The sequence below is a fragment of the Sphingopyxis sp. Soil_C_28 genome (assembly GCF_057657055.1).
In genome coordinates, this window is record NZ_JBDGJE010000001.1 from 893576 (window position 1) to 909607 (window position 16032).

Below are 16032 nucleotides of genomic sequence, written 5' to 3' on the forward strand. Positions count from 1 at the left end.
AGTTGAATTATAAGGAGCCCCCATTTGCACGAAAGCAGCGAGAAGAGCGGAAGCCCAGCCATCGGTTCGGCCGGGCATATCGGAATAATCGACTATGGGATCTGCAATGTGGGGTCGGTGCGCAACATGCTGCGCCGTTCGGGCGCACTGGCGACCTGCATTTCCTCGCCGGACGAATTGGGGGATTTCGACCGGATCATCCTTCCCGGCGTCGGCCATTTTCAGGCGGGAATGGCGAATCTCGCGAGCGGCGGCTGGATCGAACCGATCCGGCACATCGCGCTCGTCGAAAAGAAGCCGATCCTGGGCATCTGCCTGGGCATGCAGTTGCTGGCGCACCACAGCGAAGAGGGCGATTGCGAAGGGCTAGGCCTGCTAGATATGGACGTCACGCACTTCGACCGATCACGCCTTTCGGCCGAACTTCCCATTCCGCATATGGGCTGGTCCGAGGTCGACGTGGTCGGCGAGCACCCGCTGACGCACAGCGAGCAAGCGGAAAAGCAACGCTTCTACTTCGTGCACAGCCTGCACGTGTCCTTGCGCAGCGACAGCGTTCAGCCGCTTTTCTGGTGCAATTACGGCTATCCGTTCGTTGCGGGATGTGCACGCGACAACATCATGGGCATGCAGTTCCATCCCGAAAAGAGTCATATGTTCGGTGTGGAACTCCTGACGAATTTCGCGAGGATGTAATGCGGCGCTTACGATTCATTCCGGTGCTTCTGCTCGATGGCACCAGCGCCATCAAAACGCACCGCTTCGCACCCGCACGCTATATCGGCGACATCGTCAACGCGGCGCAGATCTTTAACAGCAAGATGGCCGACGAGCTGATCGTGATCGATGTCGGCGTTCACAAAAAGGGCGCATCGCAGCCCCATGTCATCCGCCATCTGGCCGAGGAATGCTTCATGCCGCTCGCCTTCGGCGGCGGAATTAACAGCGTTGCGCAGGCTGCTGCTTTGTTCAAGGACGGCATCGAGAAGATCTCGATCAACACCGCCTTTGTCGAAGGCGGGACGCTGATCGAGGACGCGGCGAAGCAGTTCGGCAGCCAGAGCGTCGTTGCGTCGATCGATGCCAAGCGCGAGGCCGATGGCCGGTATCAGGTCTACAGCCGCGGCGGGACTCGTGCGCTGGGCGTTTCACCGGTCGAAATGGCGCGCCGTGCCGCCGATCAGGGCGCAGGCGAAATCGTCATCCAGTCCATCGATCGCGACGGAATGCGCTGCGGCTATGACCGCGAGATGGTGCGGTCGGTCGTCGAGGCAACTACATTGCCCGTCGTGGCGCTTGGCGGCGCCGATACTGTGGCCGATCTGGCGCAGATCATCATCGAAGATGGTGCATCGGCGGCGGCGGCCGGCTCGATGTTCTCCTTCTACGGCCGCCTCCAGGCGGTGCTGATCAACTATCCGCGAGCCGATGAGCGCGAGCAGGCGGTTGCGAAGGCGCGCGAAATGGCGGCTGCCTGAAGAGGCTGAAATGAAAAGCGGTCCGGACGCGACCGCCAGAGAAGAATGGGAGACTGGAATGCTTGCGATCTATGGTTCGGGCGGATTCGGACGCGAACTGGTGGCTCCTGCCAGAGCGGCACTCTTGCGTGCCGGTCGGGATCCGGCAGAGCTGGTTTTCATCGACGACAATCGCCCCGCGGGCAACGATCCTTTTTTTTCTGCGTCTGTTCCCGTTCTGCGCCTCGAAGATTTGACGGGCGCCGATGAATATATCGTCGCCGTCGGCGATGGTCAGATGCGCGCGAAGCTGGCGGCCAAGTGCGACGGTGCGGGTTTGAAGCCCTTCTCGCTATTTGCCGAAGACTATATCGAAGGGGTCGATGTCGAAATCGGCGAAGGCGCTGTCTTCGCCGCTCGTACCATGGTGACCGCCTCGGCCCGGATCGGGCTCCAGTTCCAGTGCAACATCTATAGCTATGTCGCGCATGACTGCGTGATCGGCGATTTCGTTACCTTCGCGCCCAGCGTTTGCTGCAACGGCAATGTGCATGTCCAGGACTTTGCCTATATTGGAACCGGCGCCGTCCTGAAGCAGGGCACGCCCGACAAGCCGCTCGTTATCGGCGCTGGCGCGATCGTCGGGATGGGGGCCGTGGTTACGAAGGATGTCGAGCCGGGTGCGGTCGTCGTCGGAAACCCCGCCAAGCCGAGATAGGCTATTTGGCCTTGCGGCCGAACAACTCGCCCTTGGCGAATTTTCGTATGATGGCGGTCACCCGGTTCGAGGTGTGGTCATACAGCCAGCCGTTGTTTGGATAGTCGGTCGCATGCGCCGGCTGGGCACGCATGATGTCTTCCCAGTCGGCCTCACTGAAACCCAGCTTGCGCGAGCAATATTCGATATCGATCATCTTTTCGACCGGGTCGTACATGTCGTGGTCGAGTTCGGCGAGCGCGGCTTCGCGGCTCAGCGTGTCCGAAGCGATCATACTCGAAAGATGGGCGCGACGTTTGTCGAACCCGAATTTGGTGGGCAGATAATATTCCTGGAAAAAGCGGGTAAACCGGCTTTCGCCATGTTTGCGGGCATAGGCGTTGTAGCCGAAACGTTGTTGCATCACCTTCACCGCTTTGGCCTTGCTGTAACCGCCATAGTTCAGCACCGGTACGAAGCGGATTTTGCGGAGCAGGATATATTCGAGGAACTTTGCCGGTGTCAGATGCGGATAGCTTTTCATCCCGATCGCCGGATTGCCAAAGCGCCGCTTGATCGCTTTGATCGAGCGCCAGTCGCGATTGTCATGCCCCCAGCTGCGCGGCAGGATCGATTCCGTTTCGACGTTCGAGCCGCTGAGCAGATAGCGGACACCGTGCTTTGCGGCCATATGATATAGCAGCGCGGTAATCGCATGATCGGTCGCGACCTCGATATTGGGCACCGACGCACGGAACAGCGAGCGCTGGATATCTTTGAACTCTTCCCAGTCCATCACATGAGTATATAAATCGATGTCGAGTTCGCGCAGAAGCAGCTCGATGTTGGAGACCGCAGTGTCGGTGTTCCAGCCATTGTCGAGATGCACGGCGAGGGGGCGCAGGCCCAGCTCATGCGCGCGGATCGCGACATAGCTGCTGTCGGCTCCGCCGCTGACGCCCATGATGCAATCATAAGGTTTTCCGGCCCCTTCGGCCCGGATCTGCTCGGCGATCGCCTCGATCCGGATCAGGCCGTCGTCACCCGGGAAATATTCCTTTTCCAGCCGCGCGCGCGCTTCATGGAAATGATTGGATACACCCTCCGCGTCGAAACTGATCGCGGGATCGGACGTGTCCATGACGGTTCGCGTACAAATCTGATAGGCTTTGGTCATAAAATCTCGTTCGATCGGGAAATCTGTAAGGGCCCTGCGGGCTTTTTCCTGGCCCGCGCCGAAGCCAGTGCATCGGGGAATTTCAGCCCGTAATAAAGGCCGAGGCCGAGGAATAACTCGCGCTGCAATCCGAAGTCGGACACCACCGAGGAAATTGCGACGCCGCTGGCCAGGACGCCTGTGGCAATCATTCGGTCCATCGGGGCAACGATGCCCTTCGCGCGCCTCATAATGACGGTCAACACAAAGGACAGGAACAGGATAAGGCCAAAGATTCCTGTTTCTGCGGCTAGTTCCAGAAAAATGTTATGAGGGTAAACGCCTCGCATGTCGCCGATACCGGCGTCGACCGGAAAGCTTGCCAATCCGACGCCAAAGACGGGATTTTCCGACCATAGCTCGATTGCCAGTCGCCAGAGATTTTCGCGATCCAGCAGCTGAAACTGATCGGCTTGCTGGTTTGAATAGTCGATAAGCACGCGCTGAACGGTCAGGGGCACGTCGCCTGGCCAGACGGCGCTGACCAGCGATAGAAGGTCGACCTTGGTCAGCACGAAAAAAGCGAATGCTGCAAAAAGGACGATAAGGAACAGGCGCATCTTGGGCCGAAACGTACTGAAATAGAGAAGAGGGGCGGCAAGAGAGATGACGAGAAGGCCGACGCGTCCGCCCGTATAAAGAACCTGGAAAACCAGAAGGACGCTGACGAGAAATAGCGCGATCCTCGTGTAGTAGTTGGGATGCGTAACCGCCATGCTCGCAAAGACGATCGCACCGATCGCCAAAACGCGGGAGATGGACTGATAACGTCCGCCGAATTCCTCATCGAGACCCGTCTGGAATCCGACGATGACATCGATGCCGAATATCCAGATCCCCAGCAGAATCACGAAGCTCAGTACGCAAATGCAGTTGGCGAACAGGCGCGTGCGTCCGCTGGCGGCGAGAAAAAAGCCCGCCGCGAACAAGATCGACGGCATGCCGAGCACAAGCGGCAGTTTATACTGAAGATAAACGGTGGATTCGGACCAGATGCTCGTCAGTGCCAGTCCGAAGCTGACGGCAAGGAGCCAGAGCAGAGCTATCATCCCGTTGCGATTTATCCGGCCGCTGAGGACGGCCGCTGCGGTCAGCGCGAGGAAAACGCCAAAACCGTAGGTGCCGACCGGCGCCTTGATCGTTGTAAACGACAGGAAGAGATAGTCGACGGTCGATGGCGACAGCGCGATCGCCGCGAAAGCGGCCAGCAGGAATCCAAGAAGCTCGAATAGCCCGGGCTGGCTCGATCGGACACTCTGCGCGGCCGCATTGGACGAATATGTCGGCGAAAGATTACTCATCGGTCGGAGGTTCCAGTCTGATCCGAAACGGCTTTCGTCATCATCAGGGCAAAATAGGTCAAAGCCACCGACAACAATATCTCCAGTAGCGTCAGCCCTATGGCGGCCGACAGGAGATCTGCGTCGAAGAGCCATAGCGCCACTGCGCCTAGCAACATCAAAGCGACATGCGCAATCGTGATGGCAAGAATCTCTCGTTCGCGTTTTAGCAGGCTGAACACCTGGATCACCGACGGCTGGATCGTGAACGACAGGCCGAGCGCGGCGAGCATGCCCATGACCGGCGCTGCTTCGGCCCATTCAGGTCCCAGAAGCGGCCCCGCTCCGATCCAGATCAGCAATCCCAGAAAGCCGAACAGGAAGAAATTCGCAACGAGGAACAACGCAAGAAGCCTGCGGTCCGCGGCCAACCGGTCGGGGTGGTGCGAAATGCTGTCAGCAATCCGCCGCGCCAGTACCAAGGCGACCGAGCCGCACAATATGTCAGAGGGGAACATCGCGAGCCGATAGCTCATGGTCACCCATCCCGTGGCGGCCGACCCGAAAAGCAGCATCGCGATCCACAGCGGAAACTGGAAACTGATCTGCGACAGGACGAAGGTGAGCGACACCTTGCTGAGCGCAGCATCCGAAAAATTGGACTCGCTGTCGGTCAGCGCGCGGCCTGGGCGCAGCGACGTACGGAACAGACCATCGACCGTGAGGTGATAGATGGCGGCCGGCACGAGGAACGACAACATGCTGGCGAGCAGCAGCGCGGCGCCGCCTGACAATCCGAGGCGGTGCGGAAGCAGGGCAAGAAGTATGGCCCCGCCCGCAAAAACCACCGAGCGAACGATCGTCGACGACGCGATCACGCTATATCTGTCGAGGCGCTGGTGGAGCGATCGGCCGATCGCGAAATAGCTTGCGGCGAAAGCGCCGCCGATACCCGTCAGTAATTCGATTGGGCCGATGCTTCCGCGAATGGCGCCGACGCTGGTCGCTATGGCGAGCGCCAGGACCAGCAGCAGCGCAAAGAAGACGCTCCTGTTAATCGATCGCCGCGCGAGAGCCGCGGCGGCCGAGGTCGAGTTGGTGATCGGAATAATCGATTCGAACCGGAGCGTCATCAACACGCCCAGGATGGTGATCCACGATATTACGAACCCGAAAATACCGAACGCTTCCGGCGTATAGAGCCTGGCCAGAAAGGGCAGCGCTAAAAAGCTGAGGGCGTTGCCGAAAATTATGGCGCCGGCCATGATCGCGGAGCCGACGGCGAACCTGTCGGTGGCGATCCGGCGCATCGTACCTAGCAATCGGGCGATCATATGCCGTCACCATGCGTGCAGCCGCAAAAAAAACAGGGAAGGAAGCGTGGCATGCCCGGCGTCCTTTAGGTTCCAGACGCGAAAAGTAAACTCACTTGGGGTGGGATGGGGGCGCTTTCGGACACCGTCGCACGAGCGTTCTCCGATAATTTCTAAAGCTTTGGAGGCGGGTGAGGGGCGGTTTGACAGCCCCTGCCGTCCGTGCGAAGGGCCGGGCCTTCACTTTCCCCCGGAAGATATTTCATGAGTCCCTGGCCCTCTTTCACGCCCGAAGAAGTCGATGCTGTGGCAGAAACACTGGCATCGAACAAAGTCAATTACTGGACCGGACAACGCTGCCGCGAGTTCGAACGCGACTTTGCCGAGTGGGCCGAAAGCGCGCACGCCATAGCGTTGACGAACGGGACCGTCGCCCTCGACCTGCCTTTGCATTGCCTGGGTGTGAAGCAGGGCGACGAGGTTATCGTGACCCCGCGCAGTTTCATGGCATCGGTCTCCACCGTCGTAAATGCGGGCGCGACGCCGGTGTTCGCCGACGTCGATCCCGACAGCGGCAATCTGAGCGCGGAGACGATCGAGGCCGTGCTGACCCCGCGCACAAAGGCGATCATTCCGGTGCATATCGGTGGCTGGCCGTGCGACATGCCTGAGATCATGGCGCTTGCGCGGTCGCGCGGGATTCACGTTATCGAGGACTGTGCGCAGGCGCATGGCGCACGGATCGACGGCAAGATGGTCGGCGGTTTCGGTGATGTCGGCGCCTGGTCCTTTTGTCAGGACAAGATCATGACCACCGGCGGCGAGGGGGGGATGGTAACGACCGACGACCCCGATCTGTGGAGCGCCATGTGGTCGTACAAGGATCATGGCAAGAGCTGGGATGCGGTTTATAACCGCACGCATGCGCCCGGTTTTCGTTGGGTTCACGAAGGTTTCGGCACGAACTGGCGCATGCTGGAAATGCAGGCGGCGATCGGCGCAATCCAGCTCGGCTATATGCCGGACTGGACCGTGAAGCGAACAGCGAACGCGATGCGGATCGCGGCGGCGCTGGCCCCTTTCGCCGACATCGTTCGATGCCCGCTGCCCGATCCGGAACGCATCACCCATGCCTTTTACAGGCTGTATGCCTATGTGAACCCGGATGCGCTGGCGGACGGCTGGGACCGCGATCGCATCGTTGCCGAAGTCAATGCCACGGGTGCGCCGCTTCTGCACGGTACCTGCTCGGAGATATATCTCGAAAAGGCCTTCGACGGCACGGGATGGCGCCCCGAAGAGCGCCTGCCAACCGCACGCCAACTGGGTGAAACCAGTCTGATGTTCCTCGTGCATCCGACCCTGACCGGCGAAGAAATCGATCATGTCTGCGCAACCGTCGCGGCGGTTCTGACCCGGGCGAGGCGGTAGTCCCTCTATCCCGAAAATTGAGCGGCGGTGTAAACCCGGCCGATCGAGTTGAGCCGTCCCCCGAGGCTTGCTAGGGGGGAGGCGAAGTCCAGCAAAGCTAGGAAAAGCATTGTCGATCCCCAATGGGCAGAATAGCAGCGAACTCAACAAGCCCGTGAAGATCGCGGTCGTGGGAACCGGCTATGTCGGAATTTCCAACGCCGTCCTGCTCGCGCAGCGCAATCATGTGGTCGCGTTGGACGTCAATGAGCGGAAGGTCGAGCAGATCAACGCTCGGATATCGCCAATAGGCGACGCCGAGATCGAAGACTATCTGGCAAACCGCGACCTCGACCTCGTCGCGACGGTCGACCGCGAGGTCGCCTATCGCGATGCCGACTTCGTCCTTGTGGCCACTCCGACAGACTATGATCCCGAAACCAACTATTTCAATACGAGCACCGTGGAAACGGTCATCGGTGACGCGCTGGCGATGGCGCCGAACGCGCTGATCATTGTCAAATCGACGGTGCCGGTGGGCTTCACCGACCGCATTCGCGCCGAGCGCGGCACCGACGCGGTGGTCTTTTCGCCCGAATTCCTGCGCGAAGGCCGCGCGTTGTTCGACAATCTTCATCCGTCGCGTATCATTGTCGGCAACACGCACCCGCGCGCGATGGACTTCGCCCGGCTGCTTCTCGACGCATCGCTCAAGCCCGACGCATCGATCCTGCAGACCGGCAACACCGAAGCCGAAGCGATCAAGCTCTTCGCCAATACCTACCTCGCGATGCGGGTCGCCTTTTTCAACGAACTCGATACCTACGCCGCGGCGCATGGCGCCGATTCCCGGCAGATTATCGAGGGTGTCTGCCTCGATCCGCGGATCGGGATGTTCTATAACAATCCGTCCTTTGGTTATGGTGGCTATTGCCTTCCCAAGGACACCAAGCAAATGCTGGCGAACTACAAGGATGTGCCGCAAAATCTGATCCAGGCGATCGTATCGTCCAACACGACCCGCAAGGATTTCGTCGCATCCGAGGTGTTGAAGCGCAGCCCCCGTGTGGTCGGCATCCACCGTCTTGCAATGAAGGCGGGGTCGGACAATTTTCGCGCAAGCAGCATTCTCGGCGTGATGAAACGCCTCAAGGCGAAGGGTGTAGAGGTCATCGTCTACGAACCGCTCATCGAAGAACCGGCGCTGTTCAATTCGCGCATCGTCCACGATTTGGAAGCCTTTAAGAGCGAGGCCGACGTCATCATCGCCAACCGCGTCACGGCCGAATTGTCCGATGTTGCCGACAAGGTTTACAGCCGGGATCTGTTTGGCGTCGATTCCTGATCAAGGCGTCTTGTCGATTGTCAGGGCGAAGGTCGTTGCGCGCGGATGGAGGGGTTAATTCTGGTGCAGAATGTTCATATCGCGTTGGCCGAAGCGGTGCCCCCTCCGCTACACGGCGATGTGCAGTCGAAACTCGCCTATCTGGACCATCGGCTGAGCAGCGCGCTACTCAATGCAGCCGGCACTGCGATCGACGCGGTGGCCGCCGAAGCCCTTTCGTCCGACGAGTGCAACGCGCTCGAAGCCAAGGCGCAGGCACTTGTGACGTCGATGTGCGACGATGCGTTCATTCCCGATATCCGGACGCTGTCCGAACGGCGGGGCGCAATGCGCTTTGCCGACGACCCGATGCCCGAACTCCTTGCAAGCCGCGAAGTCGTACAAGAGGGGGAGGGATTTTTCGCGATTGGACCATTGCTGACGGGCGTGATGGACTATGTCGAGGCGCGTTTGACCGCAATTGCGAAGGAACAGGGCGCCGCGCATTATCGTTTCCCCGCACTGATCTCTTCGGCGTACCTTGAAAAGGTTCAGTATTTCAAAAACTTTCCGCATAGTCTGGCTTTCGTCAGCCATTTGAACGAGAATGTGGAGGACATCGACCGCTTCGCCCGCGAAGCGCATTGTTGCGGCCCGATCGTCAAGGTCGATCCCGCGGTGATGGCGGCGCCCAAGGCGATGCTGTCGCCGACGATATGCCATCATCTCTATCACATGCTTGAAGGCGTGCGCATCGACGAACAAGGATTCGTCGCGACGGCTTTCGGCCATTGTTTCCGGTATGAATCGCGCAACATGAACGCGCTCGAGCGCGTCTGGAACTTCACGATGCGCGAGCTGATTTTTGTTGGCGACGAGGATTTCGTCGAGGCCGGCATCAATCGCGCACGCGAAGCGTTCGAAGATGTGCTCGCGGACCTTGATCTGAGCTATGCGATAATGACCGCGAACGATCCGTTTTTCGTCGGGACCTATCGCGATCAGGCGGCCTATCAGGCGGCGTTCGAGCTGAAATATGAAGTGCGCGCGCCGCTTCCCTATGCCGACCACTCGATCGCCATCGCGTCGCAGAACAGCCATCGCAACTTCTTCGGCCGCACGCTCGATATCCGCGATCATCACGGCGACCATGCGTGCACCGGATGTTTCGGGGTCGGTTATGAACGGCTTGCGCTGGCCTTTGTCGCACAGCATGGGCTCGAGCGCGACCAATGGCCCGCAGCGGTGCGCGACATTCTCTCTTCGCACGCCCATCGCGGCGGTTTCAGTGAGCAGGAAAAAGCATGAACGACACGGCGATCTGGGACCAACTGACCGCGGTGCTGCGGACGCAGTTCAAGGATGAGGCATTGCCGGTAACGGCCGAGACGACCGCTTCCGACGTTCCCGGATGGGATAGCCTGGCGCACATCCGGTTCATTCTGGCCGTCGAGAAGGGTTTCGGGATCAAGTTTCGGACCGCCGAAATTTCGTCGTTCGACAATCTTGGCGATCTTGCGGCGATGATTGCGCAGAAATTGCAATGACCGGCGGACTGGTCGGGGCGGCGACCGTCGGACCGGACGCAAGGTTGGCCGTCGCCGAGCTCTCACATGAAGCGCTGAAACCTTATTATCACCGGTTGCCTATTCCGGACGACAGGCTTCACATGGTTCTCGCCGACGAGGCATGCGATCCGTCCACCGAACTTGGGGCAGGGCAGGTGAGGCTGATCGACGGGCATGTCGCCGGTTTGATCGTCGCCTACCCGGCCGGCGAGATGCGGGCGCGGCAGCAGGCCAGCCTGTTCCATCTACTGCAAGCCGAGATTGACGAGAGCGAAGCCATTCTGGCGGCCGCAGCAGCACAGGCAGCGGATGTGCCGCCGGTCGCTCCCGATGCCTTTTATCTGGCACGGATCGCCGTCACTGCCGCGCAGAGAGGAACGGGACTGGCGGAAACGCTCCTGTCATCGATCGGCGCAGGCCTGCCTCCCCTGATGCCGATCAGCCTGCATGTTCACCGTGACAATGAACGCGCCATACGTTTTTATCTGCGCTGCGGCTTCGTTCGCGCCGACGATGCGGATTTGGCGTTTCAAGCCTTTGTCCTGCAACGCTAGGCGCGCCGAGTGCTGATCCAGCTAAATCTCTATTTCTGGCTCGCGGCGGCGGCGGTTTTCGTTGCCATCCGCTTGCCGCTGATGCGGACGGGGACCTGGTTCGGCGTGCTGAACCTCGCGGTGTTGGCCGCAGTTCTCGGCCCCCGGATTGCGGTTGCGATCCTGCTTTTGTCGATCCTGCTCTGGCTTGCGGCTGCGGCGATTGCCCGCTTGCCGGAGCGTGCCGGTGACCTGGCATTCGCCGCGACGCTGGCAGGACTGCTCGCGTTGCTGGCGATCCATAAATCCCTGTTCGAACTGGCTATCGGCGGAAATCTGGACGGGCCGTGGCTCATCGCGGCGCGGGGGCTGGAAATGATCGCCTATTCCTATGTCGTGCTGCGTGCATGGGATATGCTGAATGCCGTTCGTGGCGGGGCGCGCCTGATCGACCCGCTGGCCTTGTCGGGCTTTCTCGCGCCATTTTTCATGATGCCGGCGGGCCCGATCAACGCCTATGCGCCTCATGCCGCCTTTGCGGATGGCGATGCGCCGGAGGCGCCCTCCATGGCGATGTTTGCGCGTGGGGTCGAAACCGTGGTCATCGGGCTATTCATGAAGTTCGTACTTGGCGAATTGCTGCGCCTTTGGGTGGTCGGAGCGAACGGCGACTGGCCGACCGGCACGTTGACGGGCAGCGCGGTGACCTTTCTGTATATCTTTCTGGACTTCGCGGGCTATTCGGCCGTCGCGCTCGGCATCGGCACGTTGATCGGGGTGCCGACGCCACGCAATTTCCGCCGGCCCTTTCTGGCGACCAGTCTCACCGATTTCTGGACGCGCTGGCATATTTCGCTCGGCGACTGGTTGAAGCGTAATCTCTATTTCCCGATTCAACTGGCGCTGATGCGCCGGACCGGCGGGGCGTTTCCGGTTGTGACGGCCACGGCGGGGCTGGTCTGCGCGTTCACATTCGCCGGCTTCTGGCATCGGTTCACCCTGGCCTTTCTTGCCTGGGGCATTTTGTTCGGCATCCTGCTGTCGATCGAAAAGGTTGTGCAGGATCGATTCTGGCGGCCTTTTTGCCTGCGCCATCCGCGTGCCGTCATCGCCGCGCGCTGGGTTGGCCCGGTCTATGTCACCTTCACAGTCATCGTGATGCTGCATCTGACCGCGATGGCGCAAATGGTGGGGAGTGATCGATGAAAAGGCTCATCATTCTGGCCCGCTCGCTGGCTTGTCTCGCGATGCTCACCGCCGTGGTCGTCATGACCCAATCGGACACTTCCGCTTTCGTATATGGGGGATTTTGACGTGATCGCCGGATTGCGTCAGGCACTCAAGGCCGCGGCGATGTTGATCGCCCTGCTGCTGATCGGTGCGGCATTTTCGCAAGTGTTGCGCATGATATTTTGGCCGGAACTTCGCGACAGCTACCGGCATGACTTCAGTTGGACGCCCGGATCGCATTTCGGCCGATCGATCGTGACGCTCCGCACGCACGATCGCGAGGCGTGCGTCATCCTCGGAAATTCGGCCGCACGCGAAGCGCTGGATCCGTCCATTCTGTCGGAACATTTTCCACAGCGGGCGTTCGTCAATGCGGCGACGACAGGCGGCAATAATATGGTGTTTGAACTGCAGGCGCGAATACTCGCGGCGCACCATGTTCGTCCGCGTTGTGCGATATTGGCGATGAACAGCTGGAATATGTTTTCGAACGGCGCGCCCCAGATCGCGACCGACGATTATCTGGCTCTGCTCGACTGGGACGAACTGGCGGCATTGTCCTATTCGCCATTTCTCACGCGAGAAGGTCCGAGAGTTCTGGTTGGGCTTGTCCTTCCGCTGAAGCCGCAGGGGAAGCAAATCAACCGGATCGTTCGCGAGCGCGTTTGGAAATGGCGCGTTGCAGCGGGCGAGCCGCTGCCCCTGTCGCGCTTCGCCTATTTCCCGGGCGAGCTCGATCGGTCGCAGACCTATCTCTATGCCGGGAAGCCGGATGTTCTGACGACGCAATGGGCCGAACTGGCGGCGCGCAATCGCGAATATTATGATCCGACCCGCTATGGTGGTCCGAACGAACAGAAGAGTCTGCATGCGGCGCTGGGGACATTGTCGCACCTGAGCGATGAGACGATGATCGTCATCCTGCCGCAGTCGCCGATCCTGGAGCGCGCGTCACGCGTCGCCGATCCGGCGTTCCACGCGTCGCTCGCGCCGTATCGCTCGAAAGTGCGTTTTATCGATTGCTCGGCTGTTAATGCGATCGGCTATTTCCATGACGAGGGGCATCTGAACGCGCGTGGCCGGAAGGCATTGTCGGAGGCGCTGGCGGACGTTCTTGAAGGCGACGCGGGAAGCGGCGCGGAAAAATGCGTCAGGGTCGATCGGGGGCGCTAATTGCCCGCGTCACTATACCGCCTGTACCAATCGACAAACCGCGGTACCCCGACGCCAATCGACGTGGATGGCGCATAGCCGAGGTCGCGCGTTATCGGGGCGATGTCGGCGTAAGTTTCGTAGACGTCACCGTCCTGCATGGGCAACAGGTTGAGCTCGGCCTTGCGGCCGCACGCCTTCTCGACTTCGCCGATCAGGTCCATCAATGGCTCGGGGCGATTGTTACCGATATTATAGACGCGGTGCGGCGTCGTATAACCGCCCGGCTTTTCGGAATGATCGTCCGATGGCGGATTGTCGAGACTGCGGATCACGCCGTCGACGATATCGTCGACATAGGTGAAATCGCGTTTCATGTCGCCGTGGTTGTAAACGTCGATCGGCTGGCCCGACAGGATGTTGGCGGTGAATTTCCACAATGCCATGTCGGGGCGGCCCCAGGGGCCGTAGACGGTGAAAAAGCGCAGGCCGGTCTGGGGGATGCGGAACAGGTGGGCGTAGGTTTCGCTCATCAATTCGCCGGCGCGCTTTGTCGCGGCGTATAGCGAGACGGGATGATCGACCCGGTCCTCGACGCGGAAGGGCATCGCCTTGTTGGCGCCATAGACCGATGACGACGAGGCATAGACCAGATGGCGGATGCCGCGGTGGCGCGCGAGTTCAAGGATATTGGCATGACCACCAAGGTTCGAGCGGACATAGGCGCCGGGATTGTCGAGCGAATAACGAACGCCCGCCTGCGCCGCGAGGTGAACGATGCGGTCGAAATCCTGCCCGGCCAGCGCGCTCGAAATCGCGTGATCATCGCCGATATCGACGCGGTGGACGGACAGCCGCCCCGGCGCGAGCTTTTCCAGCTCCGCGACGCGCGCTTCCTTCAGCGCCACCGAATAATAGTCATTGAAATCGTCGAGGCCGATCACGGTTTCGCCGCGCGCGAGAAGGCGGGCTGCGGCGTGCATGCCGATAAAACCCGCAATTCCCGTTACCAGAACGGCCATGTCCAGATCGCCTCTCATATTAAAGCCAGCCCGCTCGGCGGCGCGCTCGCGCGATGCTATCTTACATATCTCGCAAACGCCGGGTTAACTTTAAGGCGGCGAAATGCAGCGCGCCGGCTCAAAGCTGCTTTTCGCGCCGAAAATAAGGGGTATCCAGATTTTGACCGGCCCCGCGAAACTTGTCATTGCGGCGAACAGGATCGACACAGGGTGACGCCGGGAGCCGCGGAATGGATTTTGCGTTCGACAACAGTTTTCATGATTCGATGGAAGGCTTTTACGCGCCTGCCGAAGCGGCGAAGCCGTCGGCACCGCGGCTCCTGATCTTCAATCACGCACTTGCGGAGCGTTTGGGGCTGGACGCGGCCGGGGCGAGCGATGACCAACTTGCGCGGCTGTTTTCGGGGCAGGCGATGCCCGATGGGGCGAGCCCGCTCGCCTTTGCTTATGCGGGGCATCAATTTGGCCATTTTTCCCCGCACCTCGGCGATGGGCGCGCGCTGTTGATGGGAGAAATCGTTGCTCCAGACCGCGCGCGCTTCGATGTCCAGTTAAAGGGATCTGGCCCCACCGCCTTTTCGCGCAACGGCGATGGCAAGGCGGCGATAGGCCCGGTTTTGCGTGAATTTCTGGTGTCGGAGGCGATGGCCGCAATGGGCGTCCCAACGACGCGGGCGCTTGCCGCGGTGGCAACGGGCGATCGGGTGCAGCGCGAGCGCGCGCATCCCGGGGCGGTGCTGACCCGGATCGCGAGCAGCCATATCCGGGTCGGAACGTTCCAGTTTTTTGCCGCCCATTTCGGCGCCGAGCATGTGGCGCAACTGTCGGATTACGCCGTGGCACGCCACTTTCCCGATCTGGCTGGCGCCGACAATCCCCATCTGGCGCTGCTCGACCGGGTGATCGAACTGCAGTGCCAACTGGTTGCCCACTGGCTCGGCGTCGGTTTTATCCATGGCGTGATGAATACCGACAATGTCGCGATCAGCGGCGAGACGATCGATTATGGTCCCTGCGCCTTCATGGATCGCTTTGCGGTCAACACTGTCTTCAGCTCGATCGACGCCAATGGCCGCTATGCCTATGGGCGGCAGCCGCAGATTTTGCACTGGAACATGGCGCGGTTCGCCGAAGCACTGCTGCCGGCGATACACAGGGTGTCGCCGACCGACGTCGATGCGGCGAAAGCGCTGGTGGACGCTATACCCGGCCGCTTTCGCGCGCGGTGGCATGCCCGGGTCCGGTCAAAGCTGGGGCTGGGCGGCAGTGACGCCGACGATGGCGCGCTCATCGACAGTCTCTTCGACCAGCTCGAGCAGCATGACGTCGATTTCACCTCCTTTTTTCGTGCGCTCGCGATGCTGCTGCGCGGGGACGGGGCGATGCTCGAAGCGCTGTTGCCGTCGCCTGACGCGATGGCGCCCTGGATCGCGGAATGGTGGGAGAGGATCGCGCACGAAGCGAAAGGGCCGCTGGAGCACGCTGCGGCGATGGACGCGGTCAACCCGCTGTATATCCCGCGCAATCATTTGCTCGAAGCCGCCCTCATGGCCGCCGAAGCTGGCGATATGGCACCGTGGCTCGAACTGCTCGACGTCGTGCGTCAGCCTTACGATGCGCGTCCGGGGCAGGAGCGCTATACCATGCCGGCGTCTGCCGATTTTGGTCCTTACAAAACCTTCTGCGGAACCTGACGCATCGGACCGCATTTTTCGGGCGAGCAAACCCGGTGAATCCGATTTTTCGGCTCGCCGCATCGCGGGGAACTGTCCCATTGTCGGAGAGTTAGCCTATGAAATGGGGAGAAACGGGTTGCACAGCCATATCTCG

15 protein-coding genes are annotated in these 16032 nt (G+C 60.5%); 11 read left to right on the forward strand and 4 right to left on the reverse strand.

Annotated elements, in window-relative coordinates; translation table 11 throughout:
- Positions 1-24 precede the first annotated feature (24 nt).
- From hisH to AC3A43_RS04150, 3 genes are read left to right on the forward strand one after another with little or no spacing between them, the layout of a single operon-like run.
- Complete coding sequence (gene hisH, locus AC3A43_RS04140; RefSeq protein WP_487791263.1) at positions 25-696, forward strand: imidazole glycerol phosphate synthase subunit HisH; 672 nt, start codon at positions 25-27, stop codon at positions 694-696.
- Entirely contained in the window at positions 696-1478 is a 783-nt protein-coding gene (locus AC3A43_RS04145; protein WP_487791264.1) for a HisA/HisF-related TIM barrel protein, read from the forward strand. The genes hisH and AC3A43_RS04145 overlap by 1 nt, the downstream gene beginning before the upstream one ends.
- Positions 1479-1488: 10 nt before the next feature.
- The gene (locus tag AC3A43_RS04150) at positions 1489-2175 is read left to right on the forward strand and encodes an acetyltransferase (protein ID WP_487791265.1); all 687 of its coding nucleotides are present in this window, start codon (positions 1489-1491) and stop codon (positions 2173-2175) included.
- A gap of 1 nt (position 2176) precedes the next feature.
- On the opposite strand, the gene AC3A43_RS04155 is transcribed toward AC3A43_RS04150, so the two are convergent.
- From AC3A43_RS04155 to AC3A43_RS04165, 3 genes are read right to left on the reverse strand one after another with little or no spacing between them, the layout of a single operon-like run.
- Positions 2177-3331: an N-acetyl sugar amidotransferase gene (locus tag AC3A43_RS04155; protein ID WP_487791266.1), complete on the reverse strand. Its 1155-nt coding sequence runs from the start codon at positions 3329-3331 to the stop codon at positions 2177-2179.
- A complete protein-coding gene (locus AC3A43_RS04160) occupies positions 3328-4671 on the reverse strand; it encodes an O-antigen ligase family protein (protein ID WP_487791267.1) in 1344 nt (447 codons plus the stop codon). Before AC3A43_RS04160 ends, AC3A43_RS04155 begins: the two co-directional genes overlap by 4 nt.
- Positions 4668-5984 (reverse strand): lipopolysaccharide biosynthesis protein, encoded by a 1317-nt coding sequence (locus AC3A43_RS04165; RefSeq protein ID WP_487791268.1) that lies wholly within the window; start codon positions 5982-5984, stop codon positions 4668-4670. The genes AC3A43_RS04160 and AC3A43_RS04165 overlap by 4 nt, the downstream gene beginning before the upstream one ends.
- 243 nt (positions 5985-6227) lie before the next feature.
- On the opposite strand from AC3A43_RS04165, the gene AC3A43_RS04170 reads away from it, so the two are divergent.
- The 7 genes from AC3A43_RS04170 to AC3A43_RS04200 all read left to right on the forward strand — a co-directional run bounded on the left by AC3A43_RS04170 (position 6228) and on the right by AC3A43_RS04200 (position 13201).
- Complete coding sequence (locus AC3A43_RS04170; protein ID WP_487791269.1) at positions 6228-7394, forward strand: DegT/DnrJ/EryC1/StrS family aminotransferase; 1167 nt, start codon at positions 6228-6230, stop codon at positions 7392-7394.
- A 154-nt stretch (positions 7395-7548) separates the two neighbouring features.
- Positions 7549-8718: a nucleotide sugar dehydrogenase gene (locus tag AC3A43_RS04175; protein ID WP_487792020.1), complete on the forward strand. Its 1170-nt coding sequence runs from the start codon at positions 7549-7551 to the stop codon at positions 8716-8718.
- A gap of 63 nt (positions 8719-8781) precedes the next feature.
- Positions 8782-10005, forward strand: a complete 1224-nt coding sequence (locus AC3A43_RS04180; protein WP_487791270.1) for a class-II aminoacyl-tRNA synthetase family protein — start codon at positions 8782-8784, stop codon at positions 10003-10005.
- Positions 10002-10244 carry an acyl carrier protein gene (locus AC3A43_RS04185; RefSeq protein WP_487791271.1) on the forward strand — a complete coding sequence of 81 codons (243 nt, stop codon included), beginning with the start codon at positions 10002-10004 and terminating at the stop codon, positions 10242-10244. The genes AC3A43_RS04180 and AC3A43_RS04185 overlap by 4 nt, the downstream gene beginning before the upstream one ends.
- Complete coding sequence (locus AC3A43_RS04190) at positions 10241-10819, forward strand: GNAT family N-acetyltransferase (RefSeq protein ID WP_487791272.1); 579 nt, start codon at positions 10241-10243, stop codon at positions 10817-10819. The genes AC3A43_RS04185 and AC3A43_RS04190 overlap by 4 nt, the downstream gene beginning before the upstream one ends.
- A 9-nt stretch (positions 10820-10828) precedes the next feature.
- Positions 10829-12004 carry an MBOAT family O-acyltransferase gene (locus AC3A43_RS04195; protein WP_487791273.1) on the forward strand — a complete coding sequence of 392 codons (1176 nt, stop codon included), beginning with the start codon at positions 10829-10831 and terminating at the stop codon, positions 12002-12004.
- Positions 12005-12112: 108 nt separating this feature from the next.
- Positions 12113-13201, forward strand: coding sequence for a hypothetical protein (locus AC3A43_RS04200; RefSeq protein ID WP_487791274.1), 1089 nt, complete (start codon positions 12113-12115; stop codon positions 13199-13201).
- Here AC3A43_RS04200 and AC3A43_RS04205 read toward each other — a convergent pair.
- Positions 13198-14202 carry an NAD-dependent epimerase/dehydratase family protein gene (locus AC3A43_RS04205; RefSeq protein ID WP_487791275.1) on the reverse strand — a complete coding sequence of 335 codons (1005 nt, stop codon included), beginning with the start codon at positions 14200-14202 and terminating at the stop codon, positions 13198-13200. The genes AC3A43_RS04200 and AC3A43_RS04205 overlap by 4 nt on opposite strands.
- Positions 14203-14432: 230 nt before the next feature.
- On the opposite strand from AC3A43_RS04205, the gene AC3A43_RS04210 reads away from it, so the two are divergent.
- A complete protein-coding gene (locus tag AC3A43_RS04210; protein WP_487791276.1) occupies positions 14433-15896 on the forward strand; it encodes a protein adenylyltransferase SelO in 1464 nt (487 codons plus the stop codon).
- Positions 15897-16032: the final 136 nt, after the last annotated feature.

Bases quoted from the DNA above. Each gene is read 5' to 3' on its own strand.
- AC3A43_RS04150 (WP_487791265.1), top strand. From the start codon at position 1,489: ATGAAAAGCGGTCCGGACGCGACCGCCAGAGAAGAATGGGAGACTGGA.
- AC3A43_RS04160 (WP_487791267.1), bottom strand. From the start codon at position 4,671: ATGAGTAATCTTTCGCCGACATATTCGTCCAATGCGGCCGCGCAGAGT.
- AC3A43_RS04145 (WP_487791264.1), top strand. From the start codon at position 696: ATGCGGCGCTTACGATTCATTCCGGTGCTTCTGCTCGATGGCACCAGC.
- AC3A43_RS04190 (WP_487791272.1), top strand. From the start codon at position 10,241: ATGACCGGCGGACTGGTCGGGGCGGCGACCGTCGGACCGGACGCAAGG.
- AC3A43_RS04165 (WP_487791268.1), bottom strand. From the start codon at position 5,984: ATGATCGCCCGATTGCTAGGTACGATGCGCCGGATCGCCACCGACAGG.
- AC3A43_RS04170 (WP_487791269.1), top strand. From the start codon at position 6,228: ATGAGTCCCTGGCCCTCTTTCACGCCCGAAGAAGTCGATGCTGTGGCA.
- AC3A43_RS04185 (WP_487791271.1), top strand. From the start codon at position 10,002: ATGAACGACACGGCGATCTGGGACCAACTGACCGCGGTGCTGCGGACG.
- AC3A43_RS04205 (WP_487791275.1), bottom strand. From the start codon at position 14,202: ATGGCCGTTCTGGTAACGGGAATTGCGGGTTTTATCGGCATGCACGCC.
- AC3A43_RS04155 (WP_487791266.1), bottom strand. From the start codon at position 3,331: ATGACCAAAGCCTATCAGATTTGTACGCGAACCGTCATGGACACGTCC.
- AC3A43_RS04210 (WP_487791276.1), top strand. From the start codon at position 14,433: ATGGATTTTGCGTTCGACAACAGTTTTCATGATTCGATGGAAGGCTTT.